We start from the raw sequence: 18,440 nt of genomic DNA on the forward strand, positions 1-18,440 counted from the left end.
CGGATAGGGGGCGAGGTCTTTCAGGATGGATTCTACGCTGCCCATCCGCCGGAAGACCTCAACTTGCGCCACCCCACGTTGCGACCCTGAGCTGACCGCGTCCTCTCGACTCGGCCAGTTCGGTCTCGGGCGGTCAGTCAACTGCTTGAGCCCGACTCCGCAGTGCTGGAGCGCGGGGTCGTTGATGATGACCGATAGTGGCGAGAGTGTGGCGCCGAGCGGTCCTGCGGACACGGTGACCCGGCCTCTGGCACACAATCCGCGCAGACACCGGCGCACGACGCTGCTGGTGCGAGAAGTCCGATACCAACGCGGATACTGGCGGCGAGACTCGACCCAGGCGGCGAGAGCGAAGATCTCCCGCACCGGGATCGGATGAGCCCGTACGGCGGTCGTGGTCAACCACCTCACCGTCTCCCGCGCCGTGCAGGCCTCAGGGTTTCGTGGCATACCGCGAACATCGGGATCGTCGCGGAGAGCGAGAAGCGACTCATTGACGGTCCGTGCCGGTTCGACAAAGTCATCACGGGCGGTGTCGACGAGCACGTCTGGCGTCTCACGCACGTTCGGTGACAACTACGTGACCGTGATCATCGACCTACGAGGGATCGGAGTGCATCTTTCGCGGACCGCGCAGAGCGCACTTCCGGCGGAGGTCCGCAGCGTCACGCTCCAGCTCCTCACGGTGCGCCGTTCCACGTTCCGGCCGTTTGCTCGAGTGCGAGCAGCTCCTCGTAGATGACGGCAAGGCGTTGCTCCGCGCCCTCCCGCGCCGGTCTCGCTTGAGGCACCCGAGCCTAGCTCGCACCGATTTCGGCGTGCGAACCTCAGTGCAGGTCGCGTACCCGGAGGAGCGAGAGTTTGCGATGCGTGAGCCCTGAGCGGACTCGCACCATGCTGCATCCGCCCCGCACGAGTTCATCGCGGATATCAGCGGTCAGGATGAAGGGCTGCACCTGGCGCCAGCCATCGGCTGCGTCGTAGATGTGAGTCACTCGATACTTGCGCATGGTTCCTCCCCTTCCGCGGACCGCCCCTGATCGATGCACGTCGGCACCCCGCTCCCGACACGACGCGACGATACGCCGCTTACGCCGCGGGCACAGGAGGCCTGAGCAAACCCAGGGCTACCACCCGTATCGACTACCGGTCGGGTTGCGCCGGCGCTGAGGTTCCGCCACAAACGAGCCGCCCGCGGCATCGGTCGTCCGCGTAGCGTGGCACGGACCCGACGACCGTGAGGAGCCACCGTGGACACCACCGTCTTCTCCATCGCCGCATTGCTCGCCGTCGCCGCGATCGCGACGGCCGCCGCGTACGGCCGACGCCGCAGCCGCCGCAAGCGCTGACCGAAGGCGCACGTGGCTTTCACCCGGTGACGGCTCTATCCGCCCGGGCAGTCGCAGTCGCTTCCGCTGTAACAGGCGCACCAGCCGGGCGGGAAGTCCGACTCCGCGTCATCCTCTTCCTTCCCGCTGATCTCGCCCGTCCAGTCGACGGAGTGGTAGCCCCGGCTCGTGCGGAGCACGACGACGAAGGGTGTTCCCGCGCCGGTCACCGCTTCGAGCTCGAACGCGTCGTATTCGATCACGAGCGTGGATGAGAGCGCGGGGGCAGGGGCCCGCACCGCAGCGGGCGTCCGAAAGGCGATGCCCACCGACTGGTTGTCGCACATCGCAGACGCCGAGGGAAGGTCGTCGACGGTGTAGGGCTCACCGTTCTCATACATCCCCGCGACTCCCCAGTCAGCCCAGTAGCGTTCGACCATCCCGTATGACGATTCGTCGACCGTGCATCCGGCGTCGGTCAGATGAGCCCGATATCCGGCGATCACCTCCCCCGGGTCGCCGCTCGCAGCCGCAACGAGCCATCGAGAGGAACGCGAGCAGGTCCACGCGCTGAGATCCTGGACCCACCAGTTCCTCTGCCCCGCCGAGCAGACATCCGTGGTCTCCGTGGTCAGCACGACCCCGCCCGCCGCGCGCGAAAGCGCTGCTTCGGCCGCCGCCGCGGCATCCGCACGCTGCGCCACCGTGTACGGGTCGTACTCCTGCGGGTCGACGCGTCCCTGCGAACATGCACTCACCGCGAGCACGAGGGCGACGCACCCGACGGTCGCGACGAACACGCGGCGCGGCCTTCGCGCCACGCTCCGTCGCATCACGTTCAATCGGTCACCGCCCGGCTCGAGCGGGCAGTGCCGCGTCTGCCGAAGCGACCGGATATCCCCGCGGCGCCACTCTAGCGATCACGGTCACCTGCGTGCCTTTCGCGCGTCCACACGAGTGACATCGGCGCGACCTGACGGGCGAAGTCACATGCCCGGCGCCGTCACGACGGCGAGGCGCCCACCGGCAGAATCGCCTTATGAGAGTCCTCGCGACAATGCTCTTGCGTAGCCGACGGCCGCCTCGTAATGCCTCGCTGAGCGCACCCACCGACACCGATCCGGTTGCCGAAGAGGAATCGGTCGCGGACGATCTCGCCGCCTTGCTGCGAGCCCATGACGAGGACTTCTCGCAGTACGCGCGGACTCTGGGCGCAACGCTGGGGCGCGGAGTCGCCGCCCTCGCGCTCGTCTCACTCTTCGCCCTCACCCAGCTCAACCCAGACGCGCCGCGGCTCGTCCTGCCACGGTTCGACGGCGGCGACGCACTCGCCGCGTTCGGTGTCGTCGGCCTGTTCGTCACCACTCTGCAACTCGCCGTACGAGACCCCGGGGCGCTTCAACAGCCCACAGCATCGGCAGGACGGCAGCAACTACTCACACTGATCGCCGCGCTGCTCGTGCCCACCTCGCTCGGCTTGGGCATCTACATCGCCACCCCCTACATGATCGAATCCGCGCCGACCGGCATCGACCTGGTGCGCGGCTTCGGCCCGATAGCGATCGGAATCCTCCTAGCGCTATTCGCGGCAGACGCCGCTGCGGCAGTCCCCCTCCCACCGACCGACCCAGCTGTGCGTCGCACGCGCCGGAAGATCGCCGCGGAAGAACAACGCGCAGCCCTTTCCGCGCTCAAGCTCCGCGCGGGGCCGTCATCCGTGCGTGGGGTGATCGGCGACATTGCGCGCATCGTCGGTCTTGTGGTTGCTCAACTCCTCGTGCTCAACGCGGTCACACCTGCCGACATTGAGGTGGTCGTGGCGCGCGCCGCCGCATTGACGGCTTTCGCCGTCTTCGTCACGGCTGCCGTGTACGACACGTTCGTCGCGGCCGCTCGCCGCCGGTGGTCACCGCTCACACCCGCGTTCTTGCCGTTCATCCTCGCCATGGTGGGCGTCTCGGGGACGATCGTCATCGCGAGTATCGAATCGGCCGACGGGACGAACCCGGTCCGCGCTGCGGCCGACGCTCTTCTTCGATTCGCCGTCGTCACCTGCAGCAACGCCGGCATGGCGTTCTATCTCACCGGCCGGCGACGACGGCCGCGCTCCGACGATGGTCCCGCCGAGAGCCGGCTTCTTCGCGCGATCGCAATCAAGCTCGCAGAAAGCAAGGCGAACCGGCTCGACGACGGTGTCCTGCGGGACGAGAGCAGGCGCCCTGCGACGCTGCCGTTGAACCGGCTCGCTGTCATCAGTCCGTTCGTCAGCGTCATGTTCCCCCTCGGGCTGATACTCGCCGCCGCAGCGCGCGAACAGATCGCCACGGTCTCACCGCCGGAAGAGCGCGGCGAAGGGTGGGCGCGAGCCGCGGAGGTGATCTCGTGGACCGTTGCAAGCCTCGTGCCGATCGTCCCCGCCGTGGCACTCGCGATTTCCACCGCAACTACCACGTGAGTCGGCACTGCCAACCGGCCCGTCTGCCGGTTTATCCCTCGATTCGTCATGGAGAAACGACAAATCCAGGAGCTCGCTGTAGAGAAACGGGCTCCTCCGGGGCCGCCCATTCCTCCCCAACCGAGCCGCAAAATTGTTCTCCACAAATGTACGGATATTCGAGACGAATGTCCGACCCCCTGGCAATAATGGGAACATGACAACGAACGGCGAAAGCGCGCACGAACCGGATTCCGGCTCGTCGAGCTCGCCGTACGCGGGCATCGTCGACCGGGTCTCTCACGCAGACGATCTGCTCCACGCGGCGACCATCGCCATGACCCGTGCGCTCGCTGAGGCGGGGCGCAGCGCTCTGAGCGTCGCGGCGCGCTCCGGCGAGCGGCCGCGCGGCATGGGATCAGACATGGAGATGCGCTCGATCGCCGCCGAGATCGCCGGGGTGCGACGGTCGCACGACCGCCGCGCGCAGAGCGAGATCGACCACGCGCTGACCATCGTCGACGACTACCCCGCTGTGTTCGAGGCGTGGGAGCAGCAGCGCATCACGCGCGACCACGTCGACGTCGTCGTCCGAATGGGATGCGGCCTCGCCGACGACATCCGCGACGACTACGCGCGGCAGGCGATCTCGATCTGCGAGCGCGATATCGCCTCGCGCGTGCGAGAGCCGCTCCGCAACCTCGCCGCCCGCATGGGGTCCGAGTCCTTCGCCGAGCGACACCGCACCGCCGCGGCAAAGCGAGGCGTTTGGGTAACCCACGGCACCGACGGCATGTCCGAACTCGGCGCCACTCTCCCGACGGTCATCGCCGCGGGCATCCACGACCGCCTCACCGCCATGGCGCAGTCCGTCAAAGACGCTCGTGCCGCCGCCGGGGAGGCGCCTGCGGATGCTGCGGCTGGGGATGCTGCCGCGGGTGAGGGCTCCGCGGCGGGTGAGGATTCTGCGGCGGCGGATGCTGCGGCGCCGGCCGATGGTGGCGCGTCTGATGTCCGCACGATGGATCAGCTGCGCGCCGACATCCTCGGCGACCTGCTGCTGGGCGGCGCCCCGGTCGTCGACCCGACGTACGGCAGCGACGCCGCCGGGCCGCTGGGTGCGATCCGGGCGCAGGTCCAGGTGACGCTGACATCCGAGACGGTGACCGGCGTCGACGACGCCCCCGCCGAGCTCGTGGGCGCCGCGCTCATCGACGCCGACACCGCCCGCAAGCTCGCCGGCCGCGCCAAAATCTGGAACCGGCTCTTCATCGACCCGATCACCCGCACCCCGGTCGAAGTCGACACCTACCGGCCCACCGCGGCGATGAGCCGCCTACTCAAAGCGCGCGATCAGCACTGCCGATTCCCCGGATGCCGCAGAGCCGCGATCCGATGCGAACTCGACCACACCATCGATTACGCCCTCGGCGGGCACACCCACATCTTCAACCTCGCCCACCTGTGCCAACGACACCATTCGATGAAGCAATTCACGAAATGGGAGGTCAGGCAGGTCGGCGGCGGGGTTTTGGAGTGGACCTCACCGCTGGGCCGGGTGTACCGCGAAGACGTTCCGATCCCGTCGGTGTGTTTCGTTCCCGACGCCGGCGGGGCGCCACCACCCGTGGTGGGCAACGACGAGCCACCGCCCTTCTGAGCTGGCCGGCGCTGGCCGACGCTGCCCGGCGCCGTCACACGCCCCGGATGCGCTCCGCTTCGGCGAGCACGACCGGATCCTCGCATCCACGTGCGAACCCCGCGATCCGCCGGTCGATGTCGCGCTGCAGGATGATCGCGCCGATGCGCTCCGCCAGCGGCGCGAGCCACGCCGGACGGCAGGCGAAGTTGTAGCGCCACACCGCGAGCGAGCGCGAGGGGTCACCCTCGACCGGACTGAACCGCCATCCGCCGCCCATCCGAGCGAAGAACCACGAGCCTTTCGTCATCTTCATCCCGACGTTCGACGGCGGGTTGTACGAGACGTACTCGCTCTCCATCGCCAGCCCGAATCGCTGCACCGTGTACGTGCGGACGCCCTTCGCGGGCCGATCCGCGCTGATCAGGTGCTGTCGCCGGATGAAGGGATCCCACCGCTTCCGCACCTCGCCCTGCGTCTGCGACACCGCGAACGCGACCTCGACGGGCACGGGAACGACGCAACGCGACTCGACGACCGGCATCCGCCCATCGTGGCATGCCCCCGCCGCGCGTCCTGCTCCCGCGGCGCATACTAAGAATCATGCGCAGCGTCCCCCTCGGTCAGAGCAACATCCAGGTCCCCAACGTCGTCGCGGGCATGATGCGGATCGAGGAGCTCTCCGACGACGACATCCGCGCCCTCTACGACCGCTGCCGCGAGGTCGGCGTCGACTTCTTCGACCACGCCGACCTCTACGGCTCGTCGCGCCACGCGTGCGAGCGACGCTTCACCGCAGCGCTCAAGCTCACGGCATCCGAGCGCGACGAGATCACGCTGCAGACCAAGACCGGCATCGTCGCCGACGACTGGCACTTCGACCACTCGTACGAGCACATCGTGACCTCGGCCGAGGAGTCGCTCGAAGCGCTCGGCACCGACCGCATCGACGTGCTACTGCTCCACCGTCCCGATGCTCTCGTCGAGCCCGACGAGGTCGCCCGCGCGTTCGACCACCTCGAGTCCTCGGGCAAGGTCCGCGCCTTCGGCGTCTCGAACCACACGCCCCGCCAGATCGACCTGCTGAAGACGGCGGTGACCCAGCCGCTCGTGGCCAACCAGGTGCAGCTGTCGATCACGCACTCGACGATCATCGCCCAGGGGCTCGCGTCGAACATGGCCGGCGAAGACGACTCGATCACCCGTGACGGCGGCGGACTCGTCGACTACTCGCGCATCAACGGCATCACGCTCCAGGCCTGGTCGCCGTTCCAGAAGGGCTTCTTCGACGGCGTCATCTTCGGTGCCGAGGAGTACCCGGAGCTCAACGCCAAGCTCGACGAGCTGGCCGCGAAGTACGGCGTCACCCCGACCGCCATCGCGACGGCGTGGATCACCCGCCACCCCGCCGGAATGCAGGTCGTGCTCGGCACCACGAACCCCCAGCGCGTCGCGGATGCCGCCGAAGGCAGCGACATCCCCCTGACGCGAGGCGAGTGGTACGGGCTGATTCAGGCCGCCGGGCACAAGGTGCCCTGAGCCCGGGAGACCTACTCGCAGCCGATGCCGTCGCCGTCCCGGTCGAGGTGACGCCCGTAACCGGGATCCCCCGTCCGGACGGGGGCGGCGCCGGCGTTCCGGGCCGCCGTGCAGTTGTCGTAGTACGTGGATGCCGGTGCCGCGGGTGCCTGCGCAGCCGGTGCCTGAGCAGCGGGGGCTTGCACCGTCCGGGCGGACAGCTGGCCCTCGAGGTCCGAGATCCGGGCCGCGCGAGCATCGAGCTCGGTCTGCGACGCCGTCGCCGCGGTCTGCATCTCGGTCACCTGAGCGGTGGCGGTCTCGAGCGCCGCAGTCGCCGTTGCGAGGTCATCGAGCGCCTCGTCCAGATCCGCTCGGGCGTCGGTCAGCGCCGTGTCGTTCTCGACAGCCACCGTCTCGGCGTCGGCGACATCCGTCTCGAGCGAGGCCACCTGGTCCTTCAGCGACGTCACCTCGGACTGCGCACCCGCGCCTCCGGCGCCACCGCCGAGCAGCAACCCGGCCACGAGCGCCGACCCGGACGTGATCAGCGCCGCCTTGCGCGACATCGGACGCGCCAGGAACGACGGCTTGCCATCGGCGCGCAGGCTCGATCCGGCCATGTTCTCTTCTCCCCCATCGCCGCGCCCCCGCGCGGCCCCGCCGTCATCATCGCGGGACGCGCGTCGCCGCGCCACGCACGCGCGTACGAGCGTCGCAATACGGACCGCCCGCGCGCGTTCCGATCCGGTCAGGTGCCGCAGAACGTCTGGTAGCCGGCCGCGAAGTCCGGACCAGCCGGCTCGGCATACCGCTCCGCGCCCGAGCGCGCCGTGAACGGCGTCGACAGGACGGTGGTGAGCCAGCCGAGCGGCTCGAGGTTTCCGGCGGTCGCCGCGGCGAGCGCTTCCTCGACGAGGTGGTTGCGCGGCACGTAGATCGGGTTCGCGGCATCCATCACCTCGGCGTCGGGCGCGTGCGCACGCCACCGATCCAGCCAGCCGGTCAGCGCCGGATCCCCGCCGAGCGCCGCCTCGAGACCGGCCGCATCGCCCCGCGCGGCAGCAGACAGCGATCGGAACGTCGAGGTGTAGTCCGCGCGCTTGCGCTCGAGCATCTCGTGGAATTCGCCCGCGAGCGCCTCGACCTGCTCATCGGAGACTCGCGCATCGACGAGCCCGAGCTTGCGCCGCATGCCCGCCGCCCGGGCCTCGGCGAACCGGGGCCGGAACTCCGCCAGCACGCCCTGCGCCAGCTCGACCGCGCGTTCGAGCTCGTCGTCGAACAGCGGCAGCATCGCCTCGGCGAGCCGCGCGAGGTTCCACTCGGCGATGTACGGCTGATTGCCGTAGGCGTAACGCCCGCCGGTGTCGATCGAGCTGTACACGGTCGCCGGGTCGTACGCGTCCAGGAAGGCGCACGGACCGTAGTCGATCGTCTCGCCCGACAGCGTCATGTTGTCGGTGTTCATCACGCCGTGGATGAAGCCGACCAGCATCCAGCGGGCGACGAGGTCGGCCTGCGCCGCCACGACCGCGCGGAACAGTCCGAGCGCGGGCACATCCTCGTCCGCCGCCTCGGGGTGGTGCCGCGCGATGGCGTAGTCGACGACCGCGCGCAGCACGGCGATGTCGGCCGTCCCCCGCGCGAACTCGACGCTGCCCACCCGCAGATGGCTCGACGCCGTCCGCACGAGCAGCGCTCCCGGCAGTGCCGCCTCACGCAGCACCTCGCGCCCCGTCGCGACGACGGCGAGCGACCGGGTCGTCGGGATGCCGAGCGCGTGCATCGCCTCGCTCATCACGTACTCGCGCAGCATCGGCCCGACGGCCGCGAGCCCGTCGCCGGCCCGCGCGAAGGGCGTCGGTCCGGAGCCTTTCAGGTGGATGTCGCGCAGCGATCCGTCGGGCGCGGTCAGCTCGCCCAGCAGCAGCGCCCGCCCATCGCCGAGCCGCGGCGAGAAACCGCCGAACTGGTGACCGGCGTAACCCTGGGCGACCGGCTGCGCGCCCTCCGGCAGCGCGGCACCCACGAGAAGGTCGACCCCCGCGGGGCTGCGCAGGAACCCGGCATCCAGCCCCAGCTCGTCGGCGAGCGCCTCGTTGAGCACGAGCAGCCGCGGCGCCGGCGCCGGATCCGCCGACCACGGCCGCGCGAGCGCGGGCAACGCGTCGGCGAAGTCGTGCGACAGCGAGAGCGCGGCGGGAGTCATGAACCGAGGCTACGCGCGCTGCGTCGCACCGGGGCCGCAGGTTTGACAGAGTGGAGTGATGGCGATCGAAACGACCGACCACTCCGCCCCGATCCACGACCTGTTCCGCACGGTGGCCGAAGACCGCCGCCGCCTGGCCCAACGTTTCCGCAGAGCTTCGCCGGCCGCCTCGCTCGCGCAATCGGTCTGCTTCGCCCTGATCATCGCCGTACCCGCCCTCGGCGTCGGCATCCCGACGATCGTCGCCTTCGTCGTGGTCGTCGGCGCGCTCGTCGGTGTCGAGATGTTCTTCCGCCGCCGCCTCGGCATGGCGATCGACCTGCCGGCGGGATGGCGCAGCTGGGCCGTGGGCTTCGCTCTCGCGGTCGTCGTCCTCGGGCTCGCCGTCACCTCGATGGCCCTCGCGGTGATCGGGCAGGGCGGCTGGATCGCGCTGACGGCCGGTGCCGGTCTCGTCGTCTCGTTCCTGGGTGTGACCGCCTACGACCGCACCTTCGCCGCCGACGTCGTCCGCCCGTTCGCCCGCGCTCCGCGCTCTGCGGCCCCATTCGCCGACGCCCAGCGCTTCCGGCTGAGCGCCGCCCTCCGCCCGGTCACGTCGGCGCGCGTCGACGTCCTGGCAGAGAGCCTCGGGCACGGGAACGGCGAGCAGCCGAGCGTGCAGGGGCACCTGAGCGCGCTGGAACGCGAGGGACTCGTCAGCATCACGCATGCGGATGCCGCACCCTCCGCCTCGCTGACGAAGGCGGGCCGACGCGAGTTCGACGGCCGGCTCGCGGCCGGCTTCCGCGGCGAGGCTGGCGAAACCGGCGCGTAACGCACCGACACCGGCAGGAAACGCTGTCCTGCCAAGCTCGGCACATCCCCCGAGGACCGTGGGCTCGGAGCCCCACGAGAGCCTGTCGTCCTGAGTGCACCCGACCCAGGAAAGGGGCTGCTTCCGCATGCCTGCTCGCCCATCGATCACCCTCGCGCCCGCCCTCGCCGGCGTCGTCGCGCTGACCGCGGCACTCGCCGCGGCGCCGGCCGCGGTGGCCGCACCACCCACCGCGACCTTCGCGATCGGCGTCGCCGCCACCGCCACCGCCACGGAAGGCGACCGCATCGACGTCGTCCTCACGGCGACCGACGTCGTCGACCTCTACGCCTACGACCTCGACGTCTCCGTGCCGGGCGCTCTGCTCGATTACGTCGACGACTCGGCCACCGGTCCCGACGGCGGCTTCACCGCCGCGCGCGAGACCGCGAGCGGCACGATCACCGTCACCCACTCCCGCCTCGGCACCTCGCCCGGCCTCGCGTCCGACCCCGCCGCTCCCCTCACGCTCGCAACGCTCTCGTTCACCGCCGAGGGCGCCGGGACGGCCGAGATCACGCTCCCGAGCGTCCGCCTCGTCGGCGGCACCGGCGAGACGGCGACGGCGACGGATGCCGCGACCACCGACATCACGATCGCCGCCCTTCCCGTCGCCGAGCCCGAACCCGAACCCGAACCCGAACCCGAACCGTCGGCGAGCGCACCCGTCGTGGGCACCCCGGCTGCCGGATCCGGAAGTTCCGCCTCCGGCGGCGGAGCCGCGAGCGGATCGCTCTCGACCACCGGCGGCGACGCGACGCCGATCGTGCTGAGCGCGGCGCTCGGTGCCGCCCTCCTCGCCGCGGGCACCGCGATCGTCCTGCGCCGTCGGGCGGTGAACGCATGAACCGCCGGCTGATCGTCCCCGCCGCCGCCGTCGGCGCGCTGCTGACCTGCGGTGTCGCCGCCCCCGCTGCTGCGGTGCCCGCCGTGGCCGCAGCGGCCGCGCCCACCGTCGGGGCCGCGTTCCTCGCGCCCTACTACACCGAGCTCGACCTCACCGGCGATGACAGGGTCACCACGGATGACCTCGCCGTCGTCGCGGCGTTCATCGGGAGCACCGACACCGACGCCGATTGGGCGGAGGCAGGCGCGTACGACCTCGACGGGGACGGCGCGATCACGGCATCCGACATCGCCCTCGTCTCCGAGCGGGCCATCTACGACGACGGTCCCTTCGAGATCGTCGAGGCCGACGTCGTGTCGATGCAGGCGGCGATGAACGCCGGGGTCGTCACCTCGGTCGAGCTCACCCAGCAGTATCTCGACCGCATCGCCGCCTACGATCGCGCGGTGATCGAGCCCGGCGGACGGCCGCTCAACTCGATCATCACGACCGGCGACGCCGCTGCCCTCGCCGCCGCAGCATCAGCCGACGCCGTTCGCGCCGAGAAGGGCATGACGAGCATGCTGCTCGGTGTGCCGATCGCGGTGAAGGACAACTACAACACCGTCGACATGCCCACCACGGCCGGCTGCGGCTGCTGGAACGACAACCGCACCGCCACGGACGCGCACATGGTCGAGGGCCTGCGCGCCGACGGCGCGGTCATCCTCGCCAAAGCGAGCATGGACGAGTTCGCGATCAACCTGTCGTCGCAGTGGTCGGCCTACCAGCCGGCCGGCACCGCCCTCACCGTCTCGAGCCCGTACGCGACGAACCGCAGCTCCGGCGGATCGTCAGGAGGGACGGGCGCCGCCATTGCGAGCAACCTCGCCGCGATCGGTTTCGGCACCGACACGGGCGGCTCGATCCGCATCCCGTCGACCTACAACCAGCTCGTGGGCGTGCGTCCGACGGTCGGACTCGCGAGCCGCGACGGCATCGTGCCGCTCGCGCTCTCGCAGGACACCGGCGGCCCGATGGCGCGCTCGGTCACCGACGCGGCGGTCGCTCTCGACGCCGTCGTGGGCGCCGATTCGGCGGATCCGGTGACAGCTCGCCAGGAGGGGCTCGTCCCCGCCAGCTACACCGCTTCACTCGACGCCGACGCCCTCCGCGGCGCGCGCATCGCCGTGATCACGGGTCTGCCGACCTCGCAGAACATGGTCGGCAGCAACGCCACGACGCAGCGCCTGTTCAGCGCTGCGCGTGAGACGCTCGAAGCGCAGGGCGCGGAGGTCGTCGAGCTCGCGGCGCCCGAGGGATTCAGCGGCATCCTGAGCGAGGGAAGCGGCAGCGCCGTCGAGTTCGGGTACGACCTGCAGGCCTACATCGACGACTACCTGAACCCGGCGGTCGGCGCCCGGAGCCTCGCGGCCATCGCGCAGTCGCCGAACATCGCGCCGAACCGCGGCGCATCGACGTACGGGCCGCGCTCGACCGTCACCCCGCAGCAGTACGAGGACTGGGCGGGACCGGCAGGATCGCACACGCTGCAACTCGCCCGCGGAAAGCAGATCGTCACGGAGTTCCTCGACGCGAACGGCATCGACGCCATCATCTATCCCAGCGGCACCCCCTACGGCACGGTCGGCAGCAACATGCGGTTGAGCCCGAACACGGGCCTTCCGGCCGTGACGGTGCCGATGGGCCAGGCGAGCGCGACCGAGCAGATCCCCGGCGCCGGCGTGAACCTCGAGTTCCTGGGACGCGATTTCGCCGAGGGCACCCTGCTGGGCCTGGCGTTCTCGTTCGAGCAGGCGACCGGCGCACGGACGACGCCGGCGCTGTACGGCCCGCTTCCGGCAGGCTGATCGTTCCCGTGACGCGGGTGGGTCGTTTACACCCGCGTCACGGGAAGTTGGTATGAAAGAGTGTCGGTGCCGTCGGGGCCGCGGAGAGAGAGCATGATGCGTCTGTCGGTCATCGGTTGCGGTTACCTCGGGGCGGTCCACGCGGCCGCCATGGCATCCATCGGGCACGAGGTCGTCGGAATCGACGTCGACGAGCGCAAGATCGCCTCGCTCTCGAACGGCGAAGCCCCCTTCTTCGAGCCGGGGCTGCAGGAGATCCTGAGCGACGGCCTCGCGTCGGGCCGACTCCGCTTCTCGACCGACATGGCGGATGCCGCGGGCGCCGCCGTCCACTTCATCGGCGTCGGCACCCCGCAGCAGAAGGACGGCTACGCCGCCGACCTGACCTACGTCAACGCCGCCGTCGACGCGCTCATCCCGCACCTGGCCGAGGGCGACATCGTCGCGGGCAAGTCGACGGTCCCCGTCGGCACCGCGGCCACGCTCGCCGAGCGCGTGACCCCCACCGGCGCCACGCTCGTCTGGAACCCCGAGTTCCTGCGCGAGGGCTGGGCGGTGCAAGACACCGTCGACCCCGACCGCCTCGTCGCGGGCGTCCCCGCCGGTGCCGAAGGCGAGCGCGCCGCCGACATCCTGCGGGAGGTCTACCACCCCTCGGTCGCCAAGAACACGCCGTTCATCATCACCGACCTCGCCACAGCCGAGCTCGTCAAGGTCGCCGCGAACGCCTTCCTCGCGACCAAGATCAGCTTCATCAACGCGATGGCCGAGATCGCCGAGGTCACCGGCGCCGACGTCACGACCCTGGCCGACGCGATCGGCCACGACGCCCGCATCGGCCGCCGCTTCCTCGGGGCCGGCATCGGCTTCGGCGGCGGCTGCCTGCCGAAGGACATCCGCGCGTTCTCGGCTCGCGCCGAAGAGCTCGGCCGCGGCGAGTCGGTCGCGTTCCTGCGCGAGGTCGACGCCATCAACATGCGCCGCCGCGACCGCGCCGTCGACCTCGTCGTCAGCGCCTTCGGCGGATCGGTGTTCAAGAAGAACATCACGGTGCTCGGCGCCGCGTTCAAGCCGCACAGCGACGACACCCGCGATTCCCCCGCACTCGACGTCGCCGTACGCCTGCACGGTCTCGGTGCCTGGGTCACCGTGACCGACCCCGAGGCGATCGAGAACGCCCGCCGCATCCACCCTCAGCTGAACTACGTCCAGGACCGCGACGAGGCCCTCCGCGCCGCCGACGCCGTCATCGTCGTCACCGAGTGGGACGAGTACCGCCGCGAGCTCGACCCCGCGCACGCCGCGACGCTCACCGCCGGCCGGCTCATCGTCGACGGCCGCAACTGCCTCGACGCCGACGCCTGGCGCGCAGCCGGCTGGGACTACCGCGGCATGGGCCGCCCCTGACCCACCCACCGCCGACATACACCACCGCGCCGGATCGAGCATCTGCAACCTGCACGCTCGTCCCGCAGGCGATGATGAAGCGATGCCCGCACACCGCGACCCGAGAACCAGTCCCCTCCTGGCGGAGCGGCCTCTGACCCACGGCATCACCCGCGCACTCGACGCCGCTGAGACCATAGACGGCTTCGGCACGGATGTCGCCGCCACCCTCGACTGGGCGGTCGCGGTCGGCGCCGCACGGCCCGCCGAGCGCCCGGTGGTCGACGACTGGTCACTGCTGGCCTCGGTGGCGAGTCTCGATGTCGCCGCTGCCCGCATCCTCGAACCCCACCTCGACGCGCTCGACATCCTCGACCAGGCCCGGCGCCTCGACGTCGACGTCGACCTTGAGTCCATCGGGGTGCATCCGGGCTCGTCGTGGGGCGTGTTCGCCGCCGAGGGGCCGGGCACACGCCTCGAAGCCCACCGCGCCGCCACCGGGTGGCGACTCTCGGGAACCAAGCCGTGGTGCTCGCTCGCGCACGAGCTCACCCACGCGCTCGTCACCGCGTGGGTCGGCGATGAGCGCCGACTGTTCGCCGTGGCGCTGCGCACTCCCCAGATCGACCCGCACGCGGGGCCCTGGCACGCTCGCGGGCTCACTCAGGTGATGAGCGCTCCGGTCGACTTCGCCGACGCGCCCGCGGTGCCCATCGGAGAAGCCGGCTGGTATCTGCGCCGTCCCGGCTTCGCGCACGGCGGGATCGGCGTGGCCGCCTGCTGGTGGGGTGGAGCCCTCCCCCTCCGAGACGCTCTGCTCGAGGCGGCTCGGCGTACCGGCGCCGACCAGCTGTCACGAGTCCACCTCGCCCGCGTCGACACCGCTCTGTGGAACGCGCGGCTGACGCTGAAGGCCGCAGCGGCGACGATCGACGCCGACCCGGACCCGGCACTGCTCGCCGGCCGGGTGCGCGCGATCGTGTCGGATGCCGTCGAGACGGCGCTGACTGAGGCGGCGCACGCGCTCGGCCCCCTGCCTCTCGTCGCCGATGAGAGGCACGCCCGGCGCGTCGCCGACCTGCAGATCTACATCCGTCAGCACCACGGCGAGCGCGATCTCGCTCGCCTCGGCGGCAGCGTGAGCGAAGGGCGCGGCGAGTGGTGAGCTTCAGCCACCGAGATCCCGGCACCCCTGAAGCGACGTGGGCCGCGGCCTTCGCCGAACGGTCGCTGCCGGTGCTGCCCGAGGATTTCGACCACCTCCTCGTCGTCGCCGCCCATCCCGACGACGAGACTCTCGGCGCCGCCGGCCTGATGACGCGCACCGCCCGGCGCGGAGCAACGGTCTCCGTCATCATCGCGACCGGCGGTGAAGGATCGCATCCCGATTCACCGACGCACTCGCCCATCCAGCTGGCTGCGCTCCGACGGGACGAGGCAGAGCGGGCGCTCACGCGTCTCTCGCCGACCATCCGGCGGCGTTTTCTCGGTCTTCCCGACGGCCGGACCGACGACCACCGCGACGAGATCGCCGGCGCGATCGCAGACGCGCTCGGCGACGAACCGGTCCCCGAACGCACGCTCGTGGTCTCGACATGGACAGGTGACGGCCATCGCGATCACCGCGTCGTCGGCGAGGTCGCCGCGGCGGTGTGCGGCGAGCGCGACGTCCCGTGGCGGTCCTACCCGATCTGGCTCTGGCACTGGGGTTCCCCCGACGACGCGCCCTGGGACGACGTCGACCTCGTCGACCTCGACGGGGATGCGCTCGAGCGCAAGCGGGCGGCCATGCGCCTCCACCGCACACAGGTCGAGCCGCTCTCGGCGGCCGCGGGGGACGAGGAGATGCTCCACGGGGGAATGCAGCAGCACTTCGAGCGCGGGTTCGAGGTGTTCGTGCGTCCCCCGCGCCGCACCGGCAGCCTCCCCCGCGACTTCTTCGATGCGTTCTACCACCGGAACGGCGACGACCCTTGGGGCTTCGACTCGCGCTGGTACGAGCAGCGCAAGCGTGCGATCACGATGGCGAGCATGCCCCGCGCGCGCTACCGCTCCGCTCTCGAGCTCGGCTGCTCGACGGGTGCACTCACCGCCGTCCTCGCCGATCGCTGCGACGCCGTGCTCGCCCTCGACATCGCCGACGCTCCGCTCGCCGTCGCCGCGCGTCGTCTCGGCGAGCGCGCAGGGGTTCGTCTCGCTCGCGCCGAGCTGCCCGCCGAGTGGCCCGCCGGTGAATTCGATCTCATCGTCGCGTCCGAGGTGGGCTACTACTGGGACCCCGATGACCTCGCCCGGGCGATCACGCGGATTGCCGCATCCCTCACCGCCGACGGCCACCTCGTCGCCTGCCATTGGCGGCACCCGGTGACGGAGTACCCGCTCTCGGGAGATGAGGTCCACGCGGCTCTCGAGCGCGAGAACGCGCTGACCCGGCTCGTTCGGCACGAAGAGGAGGACTTCATCCTCGAGGTGTTCGGACGACCGCATGCACGATCGGTCGCGGTCGAGACGGGCCTCATTCCGTGAGCCCGATCGCCGTGGCCGTCGTCGTCCCCGTGCACGACGAAGCGGCGCTGCTCGATGCCTGCCTCGCTGCGCTGACCGCCGCGGTCGCTCACGCGCGTCGAACCCATCCCGGCATCCGGGTCGCACCCGTCGTCGTCCTCGACGCTTGCACCGACGCCTCCGAACGCATCGCGAGGTCATGGCCCGTCAGCATCCGGCGCATCGACGCACGCCGCGTCGGGACCGCTCGCCGGAAAGGGGTCGAGGCGGCCCTCGCCGAACTCGGCAGCCCCGCGCCGGACGACACCTGGATCGCGACGACCGACGGCGATTCCACCGTCCCGGTCACGTGGCTGACCCACCAGCTCGATCTCCGCGCCGCGGGCGCCGATGTCGTCCTCGGCACCGTGCGTCCGGATTTCGCCGACCTCACGCCCGCCCACACCGCGCACTGGATCGCGACGCACCCTCGCGGAGCGCCCGCCGGTAACGTGCACGGCGCGAATCTGGGGATGAGTGCCGCCGTGCACCTCGCCGCGGGCGGATTTCCCGATCTCGACGAGCATGAGGATGTCGAAGTCGTGCGGGCCGCGCGCGCGTCCGGCGCGCGGGTCGTGGCCACAGACGACAATGAGGTCACGACCTCGGGCAGGTTCGAAGGCCGGACTCCCGGGGGATACGCGGCCTTCGTCCACGCCACGCATCAGCGCATCGCGGGCGGAGCGGGCCGAGCGGGCCGAGCGGGCCGCTGACCCGACCGCCTCAGACCGCGACGATGTCGGAGGCGGCCGGGTCGACGGGCCGTCGCCGGACGAACGACAGAGCGACGAGCGCGACGGCGGCAGCGATGAACGCCATCGCCGTGAGCGCGGTGACATTGCCGTTGACGGTCGCGTCCGACCACGTCGCGAGGTCGACCGGTGCGAGCACGACCGGCCCGCCCTCCAGCACCACATCGACGAGCGGGGAGGCGAAGACGGCGACCCCGGCCCCGACGAGGCACGCGATCGCGGCGCGGTGCAGCCCGCGAAGCGGAAGGTAGCGGACCACGAGGACGATCACCATCGCGAGACCGAAGCCCCCGGCGACGAGGGGCAGCGCGATCTCGACGAAGGCCCGCCCCTGCCCCACCGCGCCGAGGATCACGGCCAGCATGAGCGTCAGCGCCACCGCATCCACGACCACCGAGATCATCGCGCTGTGTGTACGCAGCCAGCCCGATCCGAACGACCGCAGCGCGAGCGGACCCCAGATCACGACCACCGCGAACAGGATCGCGGCGCCGGCGATACCGAGGAACCCCGCCGAGGTCAGCGCCTCGATGGACGCGAGCAGCAGCCCGAGCGAGGCGAGCGCCGCGGCGAACGTCGTCCAGCCGCGCCGGCCCATCACGAGCAGCGGGAGCGTCGTGAGCGAGAAGGCCAGAGCGACGGCCGCGGCGACGATCCAGAACCACGAGAGCGTGTGCTCGACCGCCAGGTTAGTCACGAACGTGGCGACCAGAGCGACCGCGTACGCACCGACCGTCGTCCACAGCAGCGCGCCGCGCCATCGCCGATGCACGCGGGCCTGCTGCGCGTCGAGCCGACCCCGGTCGTCGGCGCTGGCGCTGACGAGCTCGCCCTCGGTGACACCGAGCGCTCGTGCGAGCGGGCCGAGCGTCGCGAGGTCGGGGTACGAGAGCCCGCGCTCCCACTTCGACACCGCCGACTCGGTCACGAAGACACTCGAGGCGAGCTCCTTCTGCGTGAGTCCGGCTTCCCGCCGTGCGGTGGCGAGGAAGCGACCGACGTCACCCTTATGGGACGCGGTGCTGGTGGGCTCGGTGCTGTGCGTTTCATTCACGTCGCTCAGTGCACCACCCG

At 70.8% G+C, this 18,440-nt stretch carries 16 protein-coding genes and 1 pseudogene; 11 read left to right on the forward strand and 6 right to left on the reverse strand.

What is annotated here, in order from left to right; genetic code table 11:
• Positions 1-63: 63 nt before the first annotated feature.
• A pseudogene (locus tag ACI2K6_RS14395) lies at positions 64-601 on the forward strand (ISL3 family transposase); the annotation flags it as partial.
• 226 nt (positions 602-827) lie between these two features.
• Here the strand turns inward: ACI2K6_RS14395 and ACI2K6_RS14400 are convergent.
• Both ACI2K6_RS14400 and ACI2K6_RS14405 read right to left on the reverse strand, forming a co-directional pair.
• Positions 828-1,010, reverse strand: a complete 183-nt coding sequence (locus tag ACI2K6_RS14400; protein WP_269268088.1) for a hypothetical protein — start codon at positions 1,008-1,010, stop codon at positions 828-830.
• A gap of 374 nt (positions 1,011-1,384) precedes the next feature.
• Positions 1,385-2,128, reverse strand: coding sequence for a hypothetical protein (locus ACI2K6_RS14405; protein ID WP_404568909.1), 744 nt, complete (start codon positions 2,126-2,128; stop codon positions 1,385-1,387).
• A 257-nt stretch (positions 2,129-2,385) separates the two neighbouring features.
• On the opposite strand from ACI2K6_RS14405, the gene ACI2K6_RS14410 reads away from it, so the two are divergent.
• Together ACI2K6_RS14410 and ACI2K6_RS14415 are read left to right on the forward strand one after the other, a co-directional pair.
• Complete coding sequence (locus tag ACI2K6_RS14410; RefSeq protein WP_404568910.1) at positions 2,386-3,783, forward strand: hypothetical protein; 1,398 nt, start codon at positions 2,386-2,388, stop codon at positions 3,781-3,783.
• A gap of 196 nt (positions 3,784-3,979) precedes the next feature.
• On the forward strand, positions 3,980-5,422 hold the full coding sequence (locus ACI2K6_RS14415; protein WP_404568911.1) for an HNH endonuclease: 1,443 nt from the start codon (positions 3,980-3,982) through the stop codon (positions 5,420-5,422).
• 34 nt (positions 5,423-5,456) lie between these two features.
• Here ACI2K6_RS14415 and ACI2K6_RS14420 read toward each other — a convergent pair whose 3' ends face one another.
• The gene (locus ACI2K6_RS14420) at positions 5,457-5,945 is read right to left on the reverse strand and encodes an SRPBCC family protein (protein ID WP_354452059.1); all 489 of its coding nucleotides are present in this window, start codon (positions 5,943-5,945) and stop codon (positions 5,457-5,459) included.
• A gap of 59 nt (positions 5,946-6,004) precedes the next feature.
• On the opposite strand from ACI2K6_RS14420, the gene ACI2K6_RS14425 reads away from it, so the two are divergent.
• Positions 6,005-6,940: an aldo/keto reductase family oxidoreductase gene (locus ACI2K6_RS14425; RefSeq protein WP_404568912.1), complete on the forward strand. Its 936-nt coding sequence runs from the start codon at positions 6,005-6,007 to the stop codon at positions 6,938-6,940.
• 11 nt (positions 6,941-6,951) lie between these two features.
• On the opposite strand, the gene ACI2K6_RS14430 is transcribed toward ACI2K6_RS14425, so the two are convergent.
• Together ACI2K6_RS14430 and ACI2K6_RS14435 are read right to left on the reverse strand one after the other, a co-directional pair.
• Complete coding sequence (locus ACI2K6_RS14430) at positions 6,952-7,542, reverse strand: excalibur calcium-binding domain-containing protein (RefSeq protein WP_205289239.1); 591 nt, start codon at positions 7,540-7,542, stop codon at positions 6,952-6,954.
• A 128-nt stretch (positions 7,543-7,670) separates the two neighbouring features.
• On the reverse strand, positions 7,671-9,131 hold the full coding sequence (locus tag ACI2K6_RS14435; RefSeq protein ID WP_404568913.1) for a YdiU family protein: 1,461 nt from the start codon (positions 9,129-9,131) through the stop codon (positions 7,671-7,673).
• A gap of 58 nt (positions 9,132-9,189) precedes the next feature.
• Here ACI2K6_RS14435 and ACI2K6_RS14440 point away from each other — a divergent pair, with 58 nt between their 5' ends.
• From ACI2K6_RS14440 to ACI2K6_RS14470, 7 genes are all read left to right on the forward strand, one after another.
• The gene (locus ACI2K6_RS14440; protein WP_274179422.1) at positions 9,190-9,948 is read left to right on the forward strand and encodes a hypothetical protein; all 759 of its coding nucleotides are present in this window, start codon (positions 9,190-9,192) and stop codon (positions 9,946-9,948) included.
• A gap of 127 nt (positions 9,949-10,075) precedes the next feature.
• Positions 10,076-10,834 carry a cohesin domain-containing protein gene (locus ACI2K6_RS14445; RefSeq protein ID WP_404568914.1) on the forward strand — a complete coding sequence of 253 codons (759 nt, stop codon included), beginning with the start codon at positions 10,076-10,078 and terminating at the stop codon, positions 10,832-10,834.
• The gene (locus ACI2K6_RS14450) at positions 10,831-12,684 is read left to right on the forward strand and encodes an amidase family protein (protein ID WP_354452049.1); all 1,854 of its coding nucleotides are present in this window, start codon (positions 10,831-10,833) and stop codon (positions 12,682-12,684) included. The genes ACI2K6_RS14445 and ACI2K6_RS14450 overlap by 4 nt, the downstream gene beginning before the upstream one ends.
• 96 nt (positions 12,685-12,780) lie before the next feature.
• Entirely contained in the window at positions 12,781-14,091 is a 1,311-nt protein-coding gene (locus tag ACI2K6_RS14455) for a UDP-glucose/GDP-mannose dehydrogenase family protein (protein ID WP_323987773.1), read from the forward strand.
• 82 nt (positions 14,092-14,173) lie between these two features.
• Positions 14,174-15,235 carry an acyl-CoA dehydrogenase family protein gene (locus tag ACI2K6_RS14460; protein WP_404568915.1) on the forward strand — a complete coding sequence of 354 codons (1,062 nt, stop codon included), beginning with the start codon at positions 14,174-14,176 and terminating at the stop codon, positions 15,233-15,235.
• Entirely contained in the window at positions 15,229-16,596 is a 1,368-nt protein-coding gene (locus ACI2K6_RS14465) for a PIG-L family deacetylase (protein ID WP_404568916.1), read from the forward strand. The genes ACI2K6_RS14460 and ACI2K6_RS14465 overlap by 7 nt, the downstream gene beginning before the upstream one ends.
• On the forward strand, positions 16,593-17,327 hold the full coding sequence (locus tag ACI2K6_RS14470; RefSeq protein WP_404568917.1) for a glycosyltransferase: 735 nt from the start codon (positions 16,593-16,595) through the stop codon (positions 17,325-17,327). The genes ACI2K6_RS14465 and ACI2K6_RS14470 overlap by 4 nt, the downstream gene beginning before the upstream one ends.
• 10 nt (positions 17,328-17,337) lie before the next feature.
• Here ACI2K6_RS14470 and ACI2K6_RS14475 read toward each other — a convergent pair whose 3' ends face one another.
• Positions 17,338-18,420: a helix-turn-helix domain-containing protein gene (locus tag ACI2K6_RS14475; RefSeq protein ID WP_404568918.1), complete on the reverse strand. Its 1,083-nt coding sequence runs from the start codon at positions 18,418-18,420 to the stop codon at positions 17,338-17,340.
• Positions 18,421-18,440: the final 20 nt, after the last annotated feature.

Source organism: Microbacterium sp. NPDC006705, from assembly GCF_044903545.1.
Classification (GTDB): Bacteria; Actinomycetota; Actinomycetes; order Actinomycetales; family Microbacteriaceae; genus Microbacterium; species Microbacterium plantarum.